Annotated in this window: 20 protein-coding genes and 2 pseudogenes; 17 read left to right on the plus strand and 5 right to left on the minus strand. The window is 49.5% G+C overall.

The features are described 5' to 3' along the window. The first annotated feature begins 121 nt into the window (after positions 1–121). The 5 genes and pseudogenes from FND36_07060 (at position 122) to thpR (ending at position 4,794) form a co-directional block, all read left to right on the plus strand. Positions 122–856 (plus strand): RNA polymerase subunit sigma, encoded by a 735-nt coding sequence (locus tag FND36_07060; protein QDW73817.1) that lies wholly within the window; start codon positions 122–124, stop codon positions 854–856. Positions 857–1,521: 665 nt separating this feature from the next. Next, positions 1,522–1,650: pseudogene (locus tag FND36_07065) on the plus strand (ATPase). A 23-nt stretch (positions 1,651–1,673) separates the two neighbouring features. Then, positions 1,674–2,432: pseudogene (locus tag FND36_07070) on the plus strand (hypothetical protein). 287 nt (positions 2,433–2,719) lie between these two features. After that, positions 2,720–4,207, plus strand: a complete 1,488-nt coding sequence (locus tag FND36_07075; GenBank protein ID QDW73818.1) for an AAA family ATPase — start codon at positions 2,720–2,722, stop codon at positions 4,205–4,207. A 101-nt stretch (positions 4,208–4,308) separates the two neighbouring features. Then, entirely contained in the window at positions 4,309–4,794 is a 486-nt protein-coding gene (gene thpR / locus FND36_07080) for an RNA 2',3'-cyclic phosphodiesterase (protein QDW73819.1), read from the plus strand. Between the two features lie 162 nt (positions 4,795–4,956). Here thpR and FND36_07085 read toward each other — a convergent pair whose 3' ends face one another. Next, complete coding sequence (locus FND36_07085) at positions 4,957–5,571, minus strand: hypothetical protein (GenBank protein ID QDW73820.1); 615 nt, start codon at positions 5,569–5,571, stop codon at positions 4,957–4,959. A 137-nt stretch (positions 5,572–5,708) separates the two neighbouring features. On the opposite strand from FND36_07085, the gene FND36_07090 reads away from it, so the two are divergent. Beyond that, positions 5,709–5,918 (plus strand): XRE family transcriptional regulator, encoded by a 210-nt coding sequence (locus tag FND36_07090; protein ID QDW73821.1) that lies wholly within the window; start codon positions 5,709–5,711, stop codon positions 5,916–5,918. Positions 5,919–5,964: 46 nt separating this feature from the next. Here FND36_07090 and FND36_07095 read toward each other — a convergent pair whose 3' ends face one another. After that, a complete protein-coding gene (locus FND36_07095; GenBank protein QDW73822.1) occupies positions 5,965–6,189 on the minus strand; it encodes a hypothetical protein in 225 nt (74 codons plus the stop codon). Between the two features lie 338 nt (positions 6,190–6,527). Here FND36_07095 and FND36_07100 point away from each other — a divergent pair, with 338 nt between their 5' ends. The 4 genes from FND36_07100 (at position 6,528) to FND36_07115 (ending at position 10,615) form a co-directional block, all read left to right on the plus strand. After that, complete coding sequence (locus tag FND36_07100; GenBank protein QDW73823.1) at positions 6,528–7,286, plus strand: class I SAM-dependent methyltransferase; 759 nt, start codon at positions 6,528–6,530, stop codon at positions 7,284–7,286. 28 nt (positions 7,287–7,314) lie between these two features. Beyond that, on the plus strand, positions 7,315–8,190 hold the full coding sequence (locus FND36_07105) for an Hsp33 family molecular chaperone HslO (protein QDW73824.1): 876 nt from the start codon (positions 7,315–7,317) through the stop codon (positions 8,188–8,190). Positions 8,191–8,204: 14 nt separating this feature from the next. Next, on the plus strand, positions 8,205–10,115 hold the full coding sequence (locus tag FND36_07110; protein QDW73825.1) for an NAD(+) synthase: 1,911 nt from the start codon (positions 8,205–8,207) through the stop codon (positions 10,113–10,115). 80 nt (positions 10,116–10,195) lie between these two features. Next, positions 10,196–10,615 (plus strand): C_GCAxxG_C_C family protein, encoded by a 420-nt coding sequence (locus FND36_07115; protein ID QDW73826.1) that lies wholly within the window; start codon positions 10,196–10,198, stop codon positions 10,613–10,615. Positions 10,616–10,653: 38 nt separating this feature from the next. Here FND36_07115 and FND36_07120 read toward each other — a convergent pair whose 3' ends face one another. Continuing rightward, the gene (locus FND36_07120; GenBank protein QDW73827.1) at positions 10,654–11,391 is read right to left on the minus strand and encodes a S1 RNA-binding domain-containing protein; all 738 of its coding nucleotides are present in this window, start codon (positions 11,389–11,391) and stop codon (positions 10,654–10,656) included. A 199-nt stretch (positions 11,392–11,590) separates the two neighbouring features. Between FND36_07120 and FND36_07125 the strand changes: the two genes are divergently transcribed. Further along, positions 11,591–13,237, plus strand: a complete 1,647-nt coding sequence (locus tag FND36_07125; protein QDW73828.1) for a putative manganese-dependent inorganic diphosphatase — start codon at positions 11,591–11,593, stop codon at positions 13,235–13,237. Between the two features lie 10 nt (positions 13,238–13,247). Continuing rightward, on the plus strand, positions 13,248–13,829 hold the full coding sequence (locus FND36_07130) for a flavin reductase family protein (protein ID QDW73829.1): 582 nt from the start codon (positions 13,248–13,250) through the stop codon (positions 13,827–13,829). Between the two features lie 92 nt (positions 13,830–13,921). On the opposite strand, the gene FND36_07135 is transcribed toward FND36_07130, so the two are convergent. Continuing rightward, entirely contained in the window at positions 13,922–15,304 is a 1,383-nt protein-coding gene (locus FND36_07135; protein ID QDW73830.1) for an MATE family efflux transporter, read from the minus strand. A gap of 125 nt (positions 15,305–15,429) precedes the next feature. Between FND36_07135 and FND36_07140 the strand changes: the two genes are divergently transcribed. The 3 genes from FND36_07140 to FND36_07150 are packed head-to-tail and all read left to right on the plus strand — an operon-like array spanning position 15,430 to position 18,242. Then, on the plus strand, positions 15,430–16,143 hold the full coding sequence (locus tag FND36_07140; GenBank protein QDW73831.1) for a polysaccharide deacetylase family protein: 714 nt from the start codon (positions 15,430–15,432) through the stop codon (positions 16,141–16,143). 11 nt (positions 16,144–16,154) lie between these two features. Continuing rightward, positions 16,155–16,871 carry a tRNA threonylcarbamoyladenosine dehydratase gene (locus FND36_07145; protein ID QDW73832.1) on the plus strand — a complete coding sequence of 239 codons (717 nt, stop codon included), beginning with the start codon at positions 16,155–16,157 and terminating at the stop codon, positions 16,869–16,871. Positions 16,872–16,925: 54 nt separating this feature from the next. Then, complete coding sequence (locus FND36_07150) at positions 16,926–18,242, plus strand: replication-associated recombination protein A (protein QDW73833.1); 1,317 nt, start codon at positions 16,926–16,928, stop codon at positions 18,240–18,242. A gap of 15 nt (positions 18,243–18,257) precedes the next feature. On the opposite strand, the gene FND36_07155 is transcribed toward FND36_07150, so the two are convergent. After that, positions 18,258–18,986, minus strand: a complete 729-nt coding sequence (locus FND36_07155) for a 4Fe-4S dicluster domain-containing protein (GenBank protein QDW73834.1) — start codon at positions 18,984–18,986, stop codon at positions 18,258–18,260. Positions 18,987–19,102: 116 nt separating this feature from the next. On the opposite strand from FND36_07155, the gene FND36_07160 reads away from it, so the two are divergent. Beyond that, positions 19,103–19,768, plus strand: coding sequence for a Crp/Fnr family transcriptional regulator (locus tag FND36_07160; GenBank protein ID QDW73835.1), 666 nt, complete (start codon positions 19,103–19,105; stop codon positions 19,766–19,768). 125 nt (positions 19,769–19,893) lie between these two features. Next, on the plus strand, positions 19,894–20,187 hold the full coding sequence (locus FND36_07165) for a hypothetical protein (GenBank protein QDW73836.1): 294 nt from the start codon (positions 19,894–19,896) through the stop codon (positions 20,185–20,187). The last annotated feature ends 144 nt before the right edge of the window (positions 20,188–20,331 follow it).

Below are 20,331 nucleotides of genomic sequence, written 5' to 3' on the forward strand. Positions count from 1 at the left end.
AAAATATACATAGATTTAACAATCCCATGATAAAATTTGCCAAACTATCTAAAATTTTCTCTATCAGACCCCGAAAGCATCAAAAGACATACGTAAACTACAGATAGACAGGAGTGCCCCTATGAATCAGGAACATGAGATCGTGAGGCGGATCGCTGAGGCAAAAACGAATACAGAGGCGGCGGACCGGCTGGTCCGGGATTATCTTCCATTTATCAAGGCGGAGACGGCGAAGTTTCTCCATCGCCCGCCGGTGGAGGGACAGGATGACGAACTTAGTATCGCTATGTTCGCCTTCTATGAAGCAGTATTGAATTATGAGAAAGCAAAAGGCGCGTTTTTTCCATTTGCCGCCAGAGGAATCCACAACCGGCTGATCGATCATTACCGGAAGGAAAGCAGGCATGGGAATGTGATCTCTCTGCACATGCCGGATTCTCAGGATGAGGACAGGACGATACTGGAGACACTGGGCGGCGGAACGAGCAATATCGAAGAACGGCAGATCCGGCTGGCGGCGAAAGAAGAAATCGAAGAGTACGCAAGACAGCTTCGCGCATTGGGCCTTTCTCTTTCCGATGTGGCGGATAACTGTCCAAAGCAGGAACGGACACTGGAAGCCTGCCACAACGCTCTTTCCTGCGCGAAAAGCAATCAAGAACTGTTGGAGAGATTCCTGACGATAGGGAAACTCCCTCTCACAGAGTTGTCGAAATTGTCTGGGACAGCGAAGAAGACATTGGAGCGGCACAGAAAATATATGGCGGCGCTGCTGCTGGCGTATACCAATGGATATGAGATCATCCGGGGACATTTGTGTCAGATTTCTTCAGGGAAAGGAGGCGGGAGAAGATGAAATATCTTGTGATGGAATGTGGGATCAGCTATGCCGTTGTGCTGGACCAGCAGGGGAAATTTCTGAAAGTGGCGAATCTGGGATATGATGTGGGCCAGCTGGTGGAAGATGTGATTCCTTTTAAAGAGGAACGCGGGAAAGTAAGAAAAGGGCGTAAAGTTATCTCGATCCTGGCCGCGGCCGCCTGCTTTTGTCTGGTCCTCCTTGGCGCTTTCCAATTTCTTCTCTCCCCGTATGGGACTGTCCGGATGCAGATCAACCCAGATGTAATGATCTCCGTCAACCGCTGGGATTATGTCATAGACGTGGAAGGAATCAATGAGGACGGCGAGGAACTTACAGAAGACTATCATTTTATAGGGAAAAAGGTAGACCAGGTGTCTGATGAACTGGCAGATCTGGCGGCGGACCGGGGATTCCTGGAAGACGGGGACAGGATTACTTTGACGGTGGAATCGGAGCATGAAAACTGGAAAACCGCTACGGAAGATATGCTGATCACAGAGCTGACGATTCATTTTGATTCCCAGATCGAGATCCGGACTTATGAGGATATGGATGACAGGGAGACAGAGCATGACGGCGGAGGACGGACCAGCGCAGCTCCAGATGAGGACGGCGGCAGCGCGGGAGATGGCGGCCAGGGAAAGAATGTCAGCAGCGGAGATGATGACAGCAATGGTGACGATGACGGCGATGATGACGATGGCGATGACAGCGATGATGACGATGACAGCGATGATGACGACGATGGCGATGACGGCGATGACGGCGATGATGACGGCGACGACTAAAGAGCATAGATAAAAATAAAAAAATGATCCATCGACCCCGGTTTGGGAAATACCCTTTCGTATTCTATCAATACAACCTTAAAAAACAAAAAGGAGAAAAGGATATGATGAAGAAAAATTTATTCAAAGGAAAAGCAGCAGCGATGGCGGTATGTGGAATGATGCTCTTTGCCGGATGCGGCGCGCAGGAGACGGCGGAAAATGGAGAAGAGGCCAATCTCCAAAAGGCGGATGAGATTATGGGGACAGTTCTTCTCAGCGTAAATCCAGAAGTAGAGATCGCTTACGATGGAGAAGGAAAGGTAAAAACAGTCGAGGGGGCCAATGAGGAAGGAACGGCGATTTTGGAAACTTATGATGACTATGAGGGAAAAGACTGTAAAGAAGTTGTAGGCGAGCTGGTAGAATCTATTTACGAATCCGGATATTTCACGGAGACTGTAGGAGGGAATACGAAAAATGTTGTTTTAAAATTGGAAGAAGGCTCCAGATATCCAGATGATGATTTCATCACAGAAATGGCCGATGAAGTAAAGGTTACGGCGGAACACTGTGGGATCGCATCTTCGCCGATGACGGTAGACAGCGATGATTATGGTGAAAATGGATACATCACTTTAGAAAAAGCGCAGGAGATCGTGCTTGCCCAGCTGCATCTGGATTCCGCGGAGTTCGCGGACAAAGAATATGAATTGGATGACGGAATCTATGAGCTGGAGTTTACAGCAGACGGAGTGGAGTATGAATTTGAAGTAAACGCGGTAAATGGCAAAGTGTTGGAAGCGGATTATGATCATAACGATGACTGGGGCGGCGTGCCGGAAGCCGGACAGGATGACAACCGGGACGATGACCGGGACGATGACCGAGATGATGACCGGGACGATGATCGAGATGACGATCGGGACGATGATCGAGATGATGACTGGGACGATGACCGGGACGATGACCGGGATGACGATCGGGATGACGATTAATGAGAGAAGCTTTTGGGACGGAGGATTTCTTTTCCTCCGTCCCTTTTTATGGTAGAATAAGGAAAACTGTTGTTAGGAAGAAGGAGTATTGTATGCCAGTATTTGATTTTAAAAACACGCCGGAAACATCGAAGGAGCCAGAGTGTACCTATGAAATCTATTATTCCAGCGAGCCGGAGGCATCCCCGGAGCATCCCATGCTGGTGCTGGATAACAGCGAGGGGAAATTAAAGCATCATTCCGCGGGGGTCTTTACCAATCCTATGCGGAAGACGGCCTTTGAATTTAAAGAAGGAGAGGGCAGTATGATCAGTGTGGATATCCTTCGGATCGATGCCCGCTTTGTAAGTCTTTTGAAATGGCTGGGAGAGAATCATATCAATGTGCGGCTCTCCGGGGCAGATACAGAAGGCGGTTACGCGGTCTATAAGATCCGGGAGATCTCTTTTGGCTGGGGAGGCAAGCTTTCAGCGGAAGACGGTTTCCTTCAGTTTATGATCGAGCGGCTTTTGTCCAGTGACGCCCCATCCCAGGAGATCCCAGACGAGGATGCGGAGGAGACTGGGGACAGTATGAAGCTGACCAGCATCCAGAGCATCACGGACTTTATGAACTGCGCGGGAAAGACCCTGCCGGATAATATCCGCCTCTGGGCCAGAAGGAATCTGGCAGTGGCCCGTTCCAATGAAGTATCCGCGGAAGAGCGGCGCCACGCCCAGCGCGCCCTCTCGATCATGATGAACATCCAGTGGAAGAATAATTATTTCCCATCCATAGATCCGGTGGAGGCGCGGCGGATCCTGGATGAAGAACTCTATGGGATGGAGCAGGTGAAACAGCGGATCATCGAGACGATCATCCAGATCAACCGGACCCATACGCTGCCAGCCTATGGAATCCTGCTGATCGGGCCGGCTGGAACCGGAAAGTCTCAGATTGCTTACGCGGTTGCGAGAATTTTGAAACTGCCCTGGACTACTTTGGATATGAGTTCCATCAATGACCCGGAGCAGCTGACCGGAAGTTCCCGGATCTATGCCAACGCCAAGCCTGGGATCATTATGGAAGCTTTCTCCATGGCGGGAGAATCCAACCTGGTCTTCATCATCAATGAATTAGATAAGGCGGCGGCGGGAAAGGGAAACGGCAATCCCGCGGATGTTCTGCTGACCCTTTTGGACAACCTTGGATTTACCGACAACTATATCGAGTGTATGATCCCTACATCAGGCGTTTACCCTATTGCCACGGCGAATGATAAGGATCAGATCAGCGCGCCGCTCATGTCCCGGTTTGCGGTGATCGAAATCCCGGATTATACCCCGGAGGAAAAGAAAGTGATCTTCGCTGAGTACGCCCTGCCGAAAGTCCGCAGAAGGATCGGCATACAGGAACAGGAGTGTACGCTGACGCCAGACGGGCTTAACGCGGTCATTGAACTGCATAAAGATACCAGCGGCATCCGGGACCTGGAGCAGGCGGCTGAACATCTTGCGGCCAATGCTTTATACCAGATTGAAGTAGACCATGTAAAATCAGTGGCCTTTGACGCGGAAATGGTCCGGGCGCTGCTGGGATAATGGAGGATCAAAGAAGAACCGCTTCCGAGTAGGAATCCCTATGATCCTGGCACTGCGGGCGGCAGTATGGGCGGTCAGGCGGGAAAAGGAAGGTGTGGAAAATGAGGCTGTTTATTGCGATCCGGCTTTCTGATGAGATGAGGAAAGCGCTGGTCACTTGTATGCATGATCTGAAAAAACAGGGGGTGGAGGGCAACTATGTCCCGGCCCAGAACCTGCATTTGACGCTGGCCTTTATTGGAGAATACAAAGATCCGGGAGAAGTAAAACAAGTGCTGGAAACAGTCCCTCTTCCGTCTTTCAGACTGGCGCTCTCGGAAAAGGGGAATTTCGGAAATATCCTATGGGCAGGAGTAAAAGGAAACCAGAAACTGAAAACTTACGTAAGAGAATTAAGAAAGGCTTTGAAAGCTGCCGGAATCCCTTTCAGTGAGGATTCCTTTGTCCCTCATATCACTCTGATCCGTAAGGTTTCCGCTAAAAAGCCATACCAGGTCCATCTGCCAAAAGCGGAGATGACGGTGAAACGGGCGTCTCTTATGAAATCGGAGATAAAAAGCGGCAAAGTATCATACCTGGAATTGTAGAGAGCAGGCAGTGATGGAGGAGAAAAATGGAACACGAAAAGATAATTCAGCGGCCTTAGCGCCGCTGAATTCTTTAGTAAGATTTACTGCCCGTATTTTGAAACGGTGTCTTTTTGTTTTCGTCAGTTAGGGGAACGGTATCTGATGATTTCATCCGCTGCTTTATTTTTCCTTTACAACAAGTGTATATCCAGAATCCTTTCTGAAAGATGCCAATTTTACGCCCAAATAATAGGTAGTATTGGCTTCTGCTCTCTCGATAGTGATTGTTATTGCGGAGCCGCCGGCATCCACGAAATGATAGCCGCCGCCAACTTCCTCGCCAAACTCATTTCTGACCATACCCTCTACCGTATGGTCTCCCGGCTCGTCTCCCGGCGTGGTATTGACAAATATAACGCCGTAATCTACACCGGATTCTTCACCGGTCGTGAAAGAATACCAATGTGTCTGATCGCTGTAAATCTCATTTTCCACTTTGGTATTTAAGGGAAGGTCTGGAGCGTCGGACATATTCTCTGCGGGTTCGATTTCCGCGGTTGTTTCTTCCTGTTTCGGTTCGGATCCTTCTTCTGCCGTACTGGACTGGGTGTCGATTTCTTCTGCTTCATTTGCGGTGTCTTCCTGTACGGGCGCAGAATCGGTTTCCTGCTCTTGCGACTCCTGGGTCTCTTCCGTATCGTTTCCGCTGTCAGATGCAGGTATCATTCCACAACCGGCAGCCATTGTGCCAGTGATGCATGATATAAGCAGGATCGTAAGGATTTTTCTTCTCATTTTTCTTTTTCACTCCTTTTGTGTTTTTTTCTGTTGATAAATGAACAGATTTTTCGACTAAAATTATACTCAATATATTAGTCATAGTCAAGGAATTGGGGATGATATCATGTGGAAAAGAAAAGAGGGATTCGGACATGATTTCATACCAACCGTTTTATGAGACTCTTTTCCGGCGTGGGATTACAGAATATGCTTTGATTTTTAAACATGGGATTCCGGCGAATACGATTCATCGGATGAAACACGGGAAGCCGATTACTACAACTACACTTGATACGCTGTGCAGTATTTTGGAGTGCCGGGTAGAAGATATTTTAGAATACATTCCGCCGGAAGATATTTAAGGACAGGGTAATTCCCCTATGTATGGAGAAATACCCTGTTTCTTCTTTATTCAATTATTTTGGATTCAAAAAATTTCACAATATCTGTATCTCCGGTTTCAAGAAAATCTGCTGTCCAATTCTGGATTTTGCAGAGGAATTTTTCGTTGTCCAGATACTCCCACGGGTGGAGTGTTTCCGCTATCCCGTACATACGGGCAAGGGTAATTGCTGTTTCTAGGTATCCCTTATCCATAGAATGTCCTTTCTGCTGTAATGTTGTTCTGTACATTTTTCTGTACCTCCTTTCACACTTGCACCCGTAATTTTTTTATAATTTTCATGCTGCGTTAAAAGAAACGCTTCGTCGGTTCTGTAAAGTAGGCGACGTATTTTGCGCATGTAGGAAGATCATCCTGTAAAGATTCCGTGTCCGCGGCCGTCTCAGCGGGGAGTCAAGAGGGGCTTTGCCCCTCTTGTCCGGTTTTGGCGTGAATTGAAAAGATGGTTCGGGTTTTGTATGCTGGGGACGGCGATTGCCTTTTCCAGTTTCCCATCTATTTTTCAATACCCTAATCCTCAGCTCTGTGCTATAATATCCCCAGTATATTTTTTATGAAAGGAGACACCATGCAGCCATATACCAGTTTTGCCCAAGTTTACGACACTTTTATGGATAATGTCCCATATGAGGACTGGTCCGCGCGAATCCAGTCTATTCTCAAACAGTATGATATTACCAGCGGCCTTGCTCTGGATCTGGGCTGCGGTACCGGGAAAATGACAGAGCTTCTGGCAACTGCTGGATACGATATGATCGGTGTGGACAATTCGGAAGATATGCTGGAGCTTGCCATGGAGAAGCGCCTAAAGAGCGGCCATGATATTCTCTATCTGCTGCAGAATATGCAGGAGTTTGAGCTTTACGGCACTGTGGGGGCTATTGTGAGCGTGTGTGATTCCGTAAATTATATGGTCGAGGAAGAGGAGCTTTTGGAAGTCTTCCGGCTGGCCAATAATTATCTGGACCCGGAAGGTATTTTTCTCTTTGATTTCAATACAGAATACAAGTATCGTGAGATTTTGGGGGACAATACCTTTGCGGAAGAGCGGGAGACCTGCAGTTTTATCTGGGAGAATTATTATGCTCCGGAAGAAAAGATCAACGAGTATGAACTGACTCTGTTCGTCCAGGAGCAGGATGATCCTATGCTTTACCGCAGATACCAGGAGACACATTTTCAGCGGGCCTATACATTGGAGAGGATCAAACAGATGATCCAGCGCTCCGGCATGAAATATGTACAGGCGTTTGACGGTTATACCGACCGGGCGCCAACTTATACCAGTGAGAGGATTCTGGTGGTGGCCCAGGAATGTGGAAAATAGAACATAAAAGAGATATAAGGAGGAATCGATGGAAGATTATATAGTAAGAGCTACGGCGGCACAGGGTCAGGTGAGGGCCTTTGCCGCTTTGACAACCAAGACGGTGGAAGAGGCAAGAGTCCATCATGGAACAAGCCCAGTAGCCACAGCTGCGCTGGGGCGCCTTTTGACGGCCGGAGCCATGATGGGCAGTATGATGAAGAACGAGACAGATTTGTTGACCCTGCAGATCCGTGGAGACGGCCCGATCAACGGGATCACGGTAACGGCGGACAGCAAAGCTAATGTCAAAGGTTATGTGGGGAATCCAGATGTGATGCTGCCGCCTAAGAATGGAAAGCTGGATGTGGGCGGAGCCGTTGGGATCGGCCTTTTGCAGGTGATCAAGGATATGGGACTGAAAGAGCCATACAGTGGGCAGACGATTCTGGTGACCAGCGAGATCGCGGAAGATCTGACTTATTATTTCGCTAATTCTGAGCAGGTTCCTTCCTCTGTAGGACTTGGAGTCCTGATGGAGAAGGACAATACCGTGCGCTGCGCGGGTGGATTTATCATCCAGATGATGCCTTTTGCGACGGAAGAGACCATCCGGCAGATTGAAGAGAATCTCAAGAATGTGACTTCTGTGACCGCCTTCTTAAAGGAAGGAGGAACGCCGGAAGAATTGTTAGAGACTTTGCTTGGGAATGTGGGATTGGAGATCACGGACCGGCTTCCTGCAAGATTTTACTGCAGCTGCTCTAAGGAGCGTGTAGAACGGGCGGTAGCAAGCATTGGAAAGAAAGAGATCCAGGAAATGATCGAAGAAGGAAAGGATATAGAAGTGAAATGTCATTTCTGTAATACTGCCTATCAGTATACGGTAGAGGATCTGAAACGGATCATAAAACAGAGCAGATAGAGGGAGATCAGATTATGAAAGATGGATTTATCAAAGTGGCGGCCGCGACTCCGCAGATCCAGGTGGCGAATGTGGCCTACAATACGGAGCAGATCCGGAGCATGATCGAGGAAGCGGCAGAGGAAGGAGCAAAGATCATTGTATTTCCAGAACTTTGTATTACCGGTTATACCTGCGGTGACTTGTTTACCCAGGAGATTTTGCTAAGACAGGCAAAGAACGCTCTTGGCAGGCTGGCGGAAGCGACGAGAGAGAAAGAAGCTTTGATTTTTGTAGGACTTCCTTTTGAGAAAGACGGAGAACTTTATAATGTGGCGGCGGCTTTGCATCGAGGAAAAGTTCTTGGAATGACTACCAAAAGCTTTCTTCCTAATTATGGCGAATTCTATGAGATGCGTCAGTTCCGTCAGGGACCTTCCCAAGCGGAGGCGGTATTATTTGAGGGGGAGAAGATTCCGTTTGGGCCAGGACTTCTCTACCAGGCGGAAGATCTGCCGTCTCTGATCGTGTCGGCGGAGATCTGCGAGGATGTATGGTCTCCGGTGCCGCCCAGCATCCAGGCCGCAAGAGAAGGGGCTTTGATCATTGTCAACTGTTCTGCCAGTGATGAGACCATTGGGAAAGCGGCTTACCGCAGAAGCCTTATCGCGGGCCAGTCTGCCCGGCTGATCTGCGGCTATGTGTACGCCAATGCGGGAGAGGGAGAGTCTACAACAGACCTGGTGTTTGGAGGACATAATATCATTGCGGAAAACGGAGCCGTTCTGAAGGAAGCAGAGCGTTTCCAGGGAGGCGTAATTTATACAGAAATTGATATCCAGAGACTGGAAAGTGAGCGGCGGAAGAATACCACATTCCAGAATTCAAAAGGACATACGCTGCCTAGAATTCCATTTGCCGCGGGATATGGGGAGACAAAATTGACCCGGTTCTTTGATTCACGCCCGTTTGTCCCCTCGGAAGAGACGGAGCGCAGTCAGCGTTGTGAGGAAATCTTGACGATCCAGGCGATGGGGCTGAAAAAAAGGCTGGCTCATACCCATGCGAAAAGCGCGGTCGTGGGGATTTCTGGCGGGCTGGACTCAACCCTTGCTCTTCTGGTGACGGCAAAGGCTTTCGATGCGCTGGGATTGGACAGGAATCAGATTACGGCAGTTACAATGCCCTGTTTTGGGACTACAGACCGGACTTATCAGAATGCCTGCCAGATGGCCAGAAAACTGGGAGCGGCATTGAGAGAAGTGCCGATCGCCAAATCGGTGGAACAGCATTTTAAAGATATTGGCCACGACCCGGAAGATCACAGTGTGACCTATGAGAATGCCCAGGCCAGGGAGAGGACTCAAGTGCTGATGGATATTGCCAATGAAAACGGGGGAATGGTCATTGGCACTGGAGATATGTCGGAACTGGCGTTGGGATGGGCTACTTATAATGGGGACCACATGTCTATGTATGGGGTGAACGCTTCTGTGCCAAAGACGCTGGTGCGCCATCTGGTCCATTATTACGCGGACACCTGCGGTGACGATACATTAAAAGAGGTGCTGTATGATGTGCTGGACACACCGGTAAGCCCGGAACTCCTTCCTCCAAAGGATGGGGAGATCGCTCAGAGGACAGAAGATCTGGTAGGACCATATGAGCTGCATGACTTTTTCCTGTATTATCTGCTTCGCTTTGGATACCCTCCCAGAAAGATCTACCGGATCGCCAGACGGGCATTTGCCGGCGAGTATGCTGATGAAACTATCCTAAAGTGGCTCAAAACATTCATCCGGCGCTTTTTTACCCAGCAGTTTAAGCGTTCCTGTCTGCCAGACGGCCCGAAGGTGGGAACGGTGGCCCTGTCGCCGAGAGGAGATTGGCGGATGCCAAGCGATGCCTGCGCGGATCTGTGGCTGGCAGATTTGGAAGAAGGATAAGAGCTTGAGAAGGCTGTCGCGAAATAACGCGGCATGAGAGAATGGAAAAAGATGCGTTCCGCGGGAAGGGAGAGAAGAGGATGGAAGCAAAAAAAGAACAGGCGGTAGAGAATTTTCGGAAAAATTATAACTGCTGTCAGGCGGTAGCCTGCGCATACTGCGAGGCTCTGGGAGTCAGTGAGCGCGATATGTTCCGCATGACGGAAGGCTTTGGATCGGGAATGGGAGGACTGAAAGATACCTGCGGCGCGGTGATGGGAATGTTTCTGACGATCAGCCTGGCCAATAGCGCGGGAGATCTGGAAGACCCTTACGCGACAAAGATGGATACCTATGCCAAATTCCTGAAAGCGGCGGAAGCGTTCCGGGAGCGGCTCGGCTCCCTGTACTGCAGAGACCTGAAAACAGAAGAAGGACCTCAGCCGCTGGACTGCTGCGTACGGTGCGTAGAGACTGCGGCAGAGCTGACAGATGAACTATTAGGGCCGGGGGATTTTTAAAAATCCCCCGGCCCTAATGAAAAATGCCCTGTCCCTTTTTACAATTTGATGTTTTTGAACAGATCGCCAAGGCTGGTCCCGATGCTCTCAGACTTGGGAATTTCTACCTTTTCTTCAGGCTCTTCTTTTACCTCTTCCAAAGCCTTCATGCTCAGACTGATCTTGCCGTCTTTGATTCCAATGACTTTGACATTCACTTCATCTCCTACGCTCAGTACGTCTTTAGGAAGTTTGACCCGTTTCTGGCTGATCTGAGATACATGGACCAGACCGGAAAGGCCGTCTTCGAAGCGTACGAATGCTCCGTAGTTCTGAAGACTCTCAACCTTGCCTGTCAGGACGGTCCCCACCTTCAGATTAGCGATTTTTTCTTCTCTGGCTTTTTTCTCTTTCTCTTTTAAGATTTCCCGGGCGGATAGAACCAGACGGTTATTTGCCTGATCCACGTCAATGACCTGCACTTCGATATCTTTCAACAGATAGGTTTCCAAATCTTCAATATAAGATAAAGAAAGTTTGGAGGCCGGGATAAATCCACGGATTCCTTCCACCATAGCGATGGCTCCGCCATTTACGATTCCCTCTACCTTAACGGGAAGAACCGTTCCTTTTTCCATGTAAGAGGATACTACATTCCATGGATTGGCGTCGTCAAAATGCGCTTCCAGATCTGCCATGGTCTGAGGCTCGTCTGCTGGAGGATTGGCTGCTTCGACGGCATCTTCCGCAGCGGCTTCTGTGTTTTTCGTTTCTTCCTGCAATAATTCTTCGTTCATAGTATAAAACATCCCTTCTTCGATACTCGCGGCGTCAGTGTATCCTGATGCCATCCATACATTTTGTATGCTTCTTCCAGTATAGCATAAAACATCCGGTTTGTTCAAAGAAAATATGCGGGGGAAGAAAAAATATGGTTGACGAAACGGGAAAAAGATGGCAAGCTAGTTGCAGGACTAGAAACGAGGGAGTGAAATCATGGGAAAGAAAACAGGGAAGATTTATGTGGTAGGACATAAAAATCCAGATACGGACTCCATTTGTTCCGCGATCGCCTATGCGGAATTAAAAAAGAAGATCACAGGAGATGAATATACAGCCAGGAGAGCCGGGCAGATCAATGAAGAAACTCATTATGTGCTGAAGAAATTTGGCGTGGAGGCGCCGTCTCTCTTACAGAATGTAAAACTGCAGGTCAAGGATATCGACATCCATAAGATAGAAGGAGTGGCGCCCAATGTGTCCATCAGAGATACTTGGGCGAAGATGAAGGAAGAAAATATCAAAACAGTACCAGTGTTAAAAGATGATGAGCTGGTAGGAGTGATTTCTACGGGAGATATCGCCACTTCTTATATGGGGGTATATGACAGCAGGATTCTTTCGACAGCCCGGACACAATACAAGAATATCATTAAAACGCTGGATGGGAAACTGATAACGGGAAATGAGCACGGATACTTTACAAAAGGGAAAGTTGCCATCGGCGCTTCCAATCCGGACATGATGGAAGAATTCATTGAGAAGGATGATCTGGTGATCTTGGGAAATCGGTATGAGGCGCAGGCCTGCGCGGTGGATATCGATGCCAGCTGTCTGATCCTTTGTCAAAATGCGGAAGTGCCGCCGGAACTGCTAAAGAAGGCGGAAGAGCAGAGCATCGTGATCATCCAGACGCCTCACGATACATTTACGGTGGCCAGGCTGATCAATCAGAGTATCCCAGTAAAGCATTTTATGAGCAAAGGGCCGCTGACGACTTTCCGAATGACAGATTATGTGGAAGATATCAAAGATGTGATGACCAAGAAAAAATTCAGAGATTTCCCGATTCTGGACCGGCATGGAAGATTCAAAGGATTTATTTCCAGACGGCGGTTCATGGATGTGAGCAAAAAGAGGGTCATCCTGGTGGATCATAACGAGAAATCTCAAGCGGTGGACGGCATCGAGGAAGCGGATATCATTGAGATCATCGACCACCATAGACTTGGGAATATTGAGACCATGGGACCGGTATTTTTCCGAAACCAGCCGGTGGGCTGTACCGCTACCATTATCTGGCAGATGTATGAGGAGGCGGGAGTCAAGATCAATCCGGTGATCGCGGGACTTCTTTGTTCCGCTATCATTTCAGACACCTTATTATTCCGATCTCCCACCTGCACGGCTATTGACGAGAAAGCGGCCAGGAAGCTGTCCAAGATTGCCCAGATCAATCTGGAAGAGATGGCGCGCGAGATGTTCAATGCGGGAAGCAGCTTAAAGGGAAAGACGGCGGAAGAAATCTGCTTCCAGGATTTCAAGCAGTTTACCGTCAACGAAAGTGTATTTGGCGTGGGCCAGATCAATTCAATGAACCAAGAAGAACTTCAGGAGATGCGGGAACTGCTGGAAGACTATCTGCCAAAAGCCATGGAGCAGAACCAGCTTCAGATGGTCTATTTTATGCTGACCGATATCCTGGATGAATCCACGGAGCTTTTGTGCTATGGAAAAGGAGCAAGAGAGTATATCCTGGATGCGTTTGATCTCCCTGCGGATACCGGAAAGATCGTGTTAAAAGGCGTAGTGTCCAGGAAGAAACAGTTGATTCCAACGCTGGTGGCCGCGCTGCAGCAGTAGGAGGAGGATCATGGGGAAACAAATCTGGAAACCGGGGAATATGCTCTATCCTCTTCCAGCGGTCATGGTAAGTACCGCTGACAAGAAAGGGAACGATAATATCCTGACGGTGGCATGGGCGGGAACAGTGTGTACCAATCCGGCAATGCTTTCTATTTCTGTCCGTCCAGAGCGGTATTCTTATCCAATGATCTGTGAAAGCGGAGAATTTGTGGTCAATCTGACCAACGAACGGCTGGCGCGGGCGGCCGACTGGTGCGGAGTGCGCTCTGGAAGAGATGTAGATAAATGGAAAGAAATGAAACTGACCAGAGGAAAGGCGGAGACGCTGGATTATGCGCCTCTGATCCAGGAAAGCCCGGTAAATATTGAGTGTAAAGTGAAAGAAATCCTGGAACTGGGCTCTCATCATATGTTTCTGGCGGAAGTATCCGCAGTGCAGGTGGACGACAGATACATGGAAGAGAGCGGCAAGTTTCAGCTGAACGACAGCGGGCTCATTACTTATTCTCATGGGGAATATTTCTCGATGGGAAAATCATTGGGCAGGTTTGGATGGAGCGTAAAGAAAAAGCGGAAAATAAAGAAATAAGAAAGCTGTGAGCGGGGCGCCGAATTGATATGGGCCGCGTCTCACAGCTTTTTTAGTTCACGGAAAGCGTTTCTTTCTATTCGGATCGGACATTAGCCCGGAAGCGGTTTGATGATCTTGCGGTAGATCCGTCTGAGCAGCAGTGTGGAAAGAGTCACCGATACTAATTCCGCGATCGGGATGGCCCACCATACCATGGAAAGACCAAAAAGGCGGGCAAACAGATAGGCAACAGGCAGGATCACGACCAGCTGGCGGGCCGCGGAAACAATCAGACTGTACACCCCATTTCCAAGAGCCTGGAAAATGGAACCTACAATGATACAGTACCCCGCAAGCAGGAAGCTTAAGCTGATGATCCGAAGGGCGGGAACCCCAATGGAGAGCATATTTGAGGAAGCGTCAAAAAGCGTGGTCAGGAAAAAGGCGGGAAAGATCTGGAAGAGCAGGAATCCTATGATCATGATGCACACCGCGATCAAGATACTTTTCTTGGCTGTCTCTATGATCCGCTTTTTGTTCTGCGCCCCGTAGTTGTACGCGATGATCGGGATCATCCCGTTGTTTAATCCGAATACCGGCATGAAAATGAAACTTTGCAGTTTGTAATACACCCCAAATACAGCCGCGGCTGTGGAAGAAAACATCAGAAGGATCTTATTCATTCCAAAGGTCATGACAGAGCCGATGGACTGCATGATGATGGAAGGGATGCCTACCTTATAAATGAAGGCGATGGTCCGGCCGTGGGGACGGAATCCACGCAGACTCAGGTTGATCTCCTCATTTTTAAAGTGGTTAAAGAAAAAGGACATGATTACCGCCACGATCTGGCCGACTACAGTGGCGATAGCAGCTCCCGCTACCTCCAGTCTTGGAAAACCAAAAAGCCCAAAGATCATGATCGGATCCAGGATGATGTTGATGATGGCGCCGGTGCCTTGGGTAATCATATTGTAGATGGTCCTTCCGGTAGACTGCAGGAGCCGTTCAAAAGTGATCTGCAGGAAAATACCCACAGAAAATATGGTAATGATAGAAAGATACTGGGTACCGTACTCCAAGATGACAGGATCTTCCGTTTGGAGTTCAAAAAAAAGCCGAGAGCCTGCGGCGCCTAAAACGGCAAAGACAATGCAGCTCATAATAGCAAGGAAAATGCCGTTTTTAGCAGCATTATTGGCCCCTTCAAAGTCTTTTTCCCCCAAGTTTCTGGAGAGCAGGGCATTGATGCCGACTCCGGTTCCGGCCGCCACAGCGATCATCAAAGTCTGGATTGGGAATGCCAAAGATACGGCGGTCAGCGCTTCTTCATTCAGCTGGGCCACAAACATGCTGTCCACGATATTATAGAGAGCCTGGACCAGCATGGACAGCATCATGGGAAGCGACATGGTGATCAAAAGCCGGGAGATGGGCATAACCCCCATCTTATTTTCTTGTGCGGGTATCTTTTGTTCTTCTGTATTTGTCATAAGTGAAACCTCCTATAAGCGCAAGGGCTATTATAACATTGACGGGCCAGGATTACAATGGAATTACATACTGTTTTCTGTTCTTTCATATGATAAAAGTGAAAAAAGTCAAAGAGTACAGCAGAATGACAAAAAGAAATAGAAAAATCGGAATTGTATGTATGTTCCTGTATCTGATCTGCCTAACGGGAAGCGCAAGGATGACGGAACTTTCAGAAAAGGGAACAGCGGAGGAAACGGCGGATGGAAGCAGGACGGAGGCGCGGGGAGAGAATAGCGGGAAAGAAATGCTCAAGATCGCCATGACCTTTGACGATGGTCCCAGTGTGTATACGGAACAGCTTCTGGACGGACTGAAAGAAAGGGAAGTCAAAGCCGCATTTTTCCTCATTGGCAGGTCGGCGGAGGAATATCCGGAAGTGGTCAGGAGGATCGACAGGGAAGGACACCTGATCGGGAATCACACCTATAACCATGTGCAGATCAAAGGGCTGCCTGCCGGGGAGGCTAAAGAAGAGATTGAGAAAACCGATCGTGCGGTATATGAACTGACCGGGAAACATACCGCGTATATACGGCCTCCTTTTGGGGCGTGGGAAGAGGACCTGGAGCTGGATTACGAAGTGCTTCCGGCTATGTGGACCATTGATCCTCTGGACTGGACGACAGAAAACATAGATGAAATTGTAGATCGGGTAGTGACGCAGGCGGGGGAAAATGATATTATTCTATTGCACGATTGCTACGAATCCTCCGTGGAAGCGGCCCTGCGGATCATAGATATCCTGCAGGGGGAAGGATTCGAATTCGTAAGAGTGGATGAATTGATCATAGAGTAGGAGATAAAAGCATGAACAGTGAATTTTCCAGAACAATACAGCTCCTGGGGGAAGAAACCTTTCAGATCCTGCGGAGATCTTCCGTGATGGTGCTGGGAGTGGGAGGCGTGGGCTCCCACTGTATCGAGGCCCTGGCAAGGAGCGGAGTGGGGAAACTGACCCTGGTAGATGGGGACCAGGTCGCGCTGTCTAATATTAACCGCCAGTCCATTGCCTTTCACAGTACCGTAGGAAGGGATAAGACAGAAGTAATGAAGGAAAAGATACAGGATATCAGCCCCCAGATCCAGGTGGACTGCAGGAAGATCTTTGTGCTCCCGGAGAATGTAGAAGCCTTGTTTGACCAGCGGCCGGATTATATCGTGGACGCTATCGACACGGTCTCGGCCAAGATCGCGGTGGCGGAAAAGGCGGCGGCAGAGGGGATTCCGATCATCAGCAGCATGGGAACAGGAAATAAGCTGCACGGGGAACTTTTTGAGATCGCGGATCTAAGTGAAACTTCCGTGTGTCCTCTGTGCCGGGTGATGCGCCGGGAGCTGCGGGCAAGAGGGATTGAACATTTGAAGGTGCTGTATTCAAAAGAAAAGCCGATTCCGCCAAAACGGCAGGAAGAAGAGCAGGGCCGCCGGATCGCGCCGGGGAGTATTTCCTTTGTGCCGCCGGTAGCGGGACTTCTGATCGCCGGGGAAGTGATCCGGGATCTGATCGCTTTGGGAGAGAAATAGGAGAGAAAAAGGTATTGGAAACCGGAAGCAATAGAGAAAATGGAGGAGATACATATGGACCTGTTTGAATACGCGAGGGAGAAAAATAGAGACCGGGAATCGCCCTTGGCCTCCCGGATGCGGCCGGAGACTTTGGAGGAAATGGTGGGGCAGCGGCACATCATTGGGAAGGACAAGCTGCTGTACCGGGCCATCAAGGCGGATAAATTAAGTTCTGTCATTTTCTATGGGCCTCCGGGGACCGGCAAGACGACTTTGGCCAAAGTGATCGCCAACACGACCAGCGCGGAGTTTACCCAGATCAATGCCACGGTGGCCGGCAAGAAAGACATGGAGGCAGTGGTGGAAAAGGCGAAAGAGACTTTGGGCATGTACCAGAGGAAGACGATCCTTTTTGTGGATGAGATCCATCGGTTTAATAAAGGACAGCAGGATTATCTGCTTCCGTTTGTGGAGGACGGCACCGTTATCCTGATCGGGGCCACCACAGAAAATCCCTATTTTGAGGTGAACGGGGCGCTTTTGTCCCGGTCGGTGATCTTTGAGCTGTTTCCCCTGCAGAAGGAAGACATTAAGGAACTGATCCGCCGGGCGGTCTATGATGAGAAAAAGGGAATGGGAAGCTATCAGGCCCAGATTGATGAGGAGGCGGCAGATTTCCTGGCGGATCTGGCGGGCGGGGACGCGAGAAACGCGCTGAACGCGGTGGAATTGGCAGTTTTGACAACAGCGCCTTCCGCGGACGGGCGAATCCATATCACGTTGGATGTGGCTTCTGAGTGTATCCAGAAGCGGGTCGTGCGGTACGATAAGGGGGGAGATGAGCATTACGATACCATTTCCGCGTTTATCAAGAGCATGCGGGGGTCCGACCCGGATGCGGCAGTCTATTATCTGGCCAAGATGCTGTATGCTGGAGAGGATATTAAATTTATTGCCCGCAGGATCATGATCTGCGCTTCTGAGGATGTGGGAAACGCAGATCCTCAGGCCCTTACGGTGGCGGTATCGGCGGCCCAGGCCGTAGAGCGGGTAGGAATGCCGGAGGCCCAGATCATTCTATCCCAGGCGGTACTCTATGTGGCTGCGGCGCCAAAGAGTAATTCCGCGGTAAAGGCCATCAGCGCCGCCATGGAAACTGTGAAGGATCATAAAACCACGGTGCCTGCTCATTTGCGGGACGGGCATTACCAGGGGGCAAAAAAGCTGGGCCGCAGCATCGGATATCAGTATGCCCACGATTATCCCAATCACTATGTCCGGCAGCAGTATCTTCCGGATGAGATCCTGGGAACCAGATTTTACGAACCGGGAGATAACGGGAAAGAAAAAGAGATCAAAGAATGGATGAAATTTTTGAAAGGGGAGTAAAAACTCCCCTGCTTTCTATATATAAGGTGTTTTTTGCTCGTCAGATGCATTCAGGATCCGGCCCTGGATGCCGATGGTGACTACCTGCAGAGGGATGGAGCGCCCGCTGGCCTTTAAGGCTTCTGTGACCGCGTGTTCTATACCGCCGCAGCAGGGGACTTCCATCCGTGCGACGGTTACGCTCATGATCTGGTTCTGGGTTAAGATCTGGGTCAGCTTTTCTGTATAGTTTATACTGTCCAGCTTAGGGCAGCCGATCAATGTGATCCGTCCCTGGATGAAATCCTGGTGGAAAGGGGCATAGGCGTAAGCGGTGCAGTCCGCGGCGATAAGCAGATGAGCATTGTCAAAATAGGGCGCGGTCACCGGAGCCAGCTTGATCTGTACCGGCCACTGGGAAAGCTGGCTGGCAGATGTTTGATCTGCGGACGGCTGAATGGCCTGTGCTTTTTGGCCTGGACAGCCGCCGGCCGGAGCGCCGCTGCGGGTATGGCCAGCGTTTCCAAGAGAGGCTAAATGTTTTTGTACGGCGGCGTGGTCGTAGGCGGCCGCCTCCCGCTCTTCAAAAGTGATGGCTCCGGTGGGACAGGCAGGAAGGCAGTCCCCCAGTCCGTCGCAGTAATCCTCACGGATAAGCTGGGCTTTGCCCTCGATCATCTGGATCGCGCCTTCGTGGCAGGCTTTTGCGCAGGCGCCGCAGCCGTTGCATTTCTCCTGGTCTATGTGAATAATTTTTCGGATCATTTTCCTTCCTCCTTGATCTATGGTTGATTTACAGGACATATTCTACTACAATGATAAGAAAAAATATGTTGTTTTTCCAACAAAAATCATATTTTGTCATAGAAAAGGAGAAAGGCATGAAAAAGAACCAGGATCTGTCGGGGCTGGCCCAGTGTTTCTTATTTCAGGGAATTGGAAAAGAAGAGCAGGAACAGCTGCTGGTTTGTATGGAAGGGATAGAAAAGGAATGTGGGAAACAGGAGATCCTGCTGAGAGAGGAGGAGCCGGCGGGACACATAGGGATTGTGCTGGAAGGCTGCGTGCAGGTGGTGGAAGAAGACGTGTGGGGGAACCGAAGTATTCTGGAACAGATCGAGGAGGGAGGATTGTACGGCGCCGCCTTTGCCTGCGCGGGCATAAAGAAAAGCCCGGTCAGCGTCGTGGCGGTCACCCCAGTCCGGATCCTTCAGATCAAAATAGAGAAAGTGATGCATGTGTGCCCCAATGCCTGCCCCTGCCATCAGCAGGTCATCCAGAATCTGGTGTATCTGCTGGCAAGGAAAAATGTAGCGCTCAGTGAGAAGATCCAGCACATCTCCAAAAGAAGCACCAGAGAAAAACTGCTGGCTTACCTGGCGGATGAGATAAAAAAGACCGGACGGAAACATTTTCAGATACCCTTCAGCAGACAGGAACTGGCAGACTATCTGTGCGTGGACAGAAGCGCGATGTCTGCGGAATTAGGAAAATTAAAGCGGGAGGGGATCATAGAGTTTCGGAAAAATGAATTCTGGGTTTTGTAAAGAATAAAGCGGCCAGGAGCGCCATTTTGACTCCTTTGGAGAAAGAAAGAGCGGGCGCCGCTTGAGTTTTCGGACATCAGAGCGTATAATGAAGCCATATCAAGCAATACCAGGAGGAACTTATCATGAAAATCTATGATTCCGTAAACAAAACCGAAGTAGAAGTAGACGGCACCAAAGGCCTGATCGAGAAAATGAAGGAAGGTCGCCAGGTGGATCTGTACCTGAGCGAGAAGAAGACTGACGCCGATGGATACATGAGCTGGGATGTGGAACACTGGTCCAGCGTAGACGGCAGAAGATTCATTCGCTGCTATTCCCTGGAAGGCAGGGTGTTGAGCGAATCCACCGGACATAACATTTACGATTTGGAGAATGAATTCAAACCGGAAGAGGCAGTCAAAGTAGAATTAAGCTAGAGAAGCAAGAACCGGCAGCCCTGTACCCGTTCATTTTGGTACAGGGCTGCCGGCGTTTTGGTACAGGGCAAAAGTGAATTTGGGACGTAGTAAAATGTAAAAAAGCTACGTCCCCAATTTACTTTTTCATAAATTTCCATAAAT

Source organism: Lachnospiraceae bacterium KGMB03038, from assembly GCA_007361935.1.
Taxonomy (GTDB): domain Bacteria; phylum Bacillota; class Clostridia; order Lachnospirales; family Lachnospiraceae; genus Massilistercora.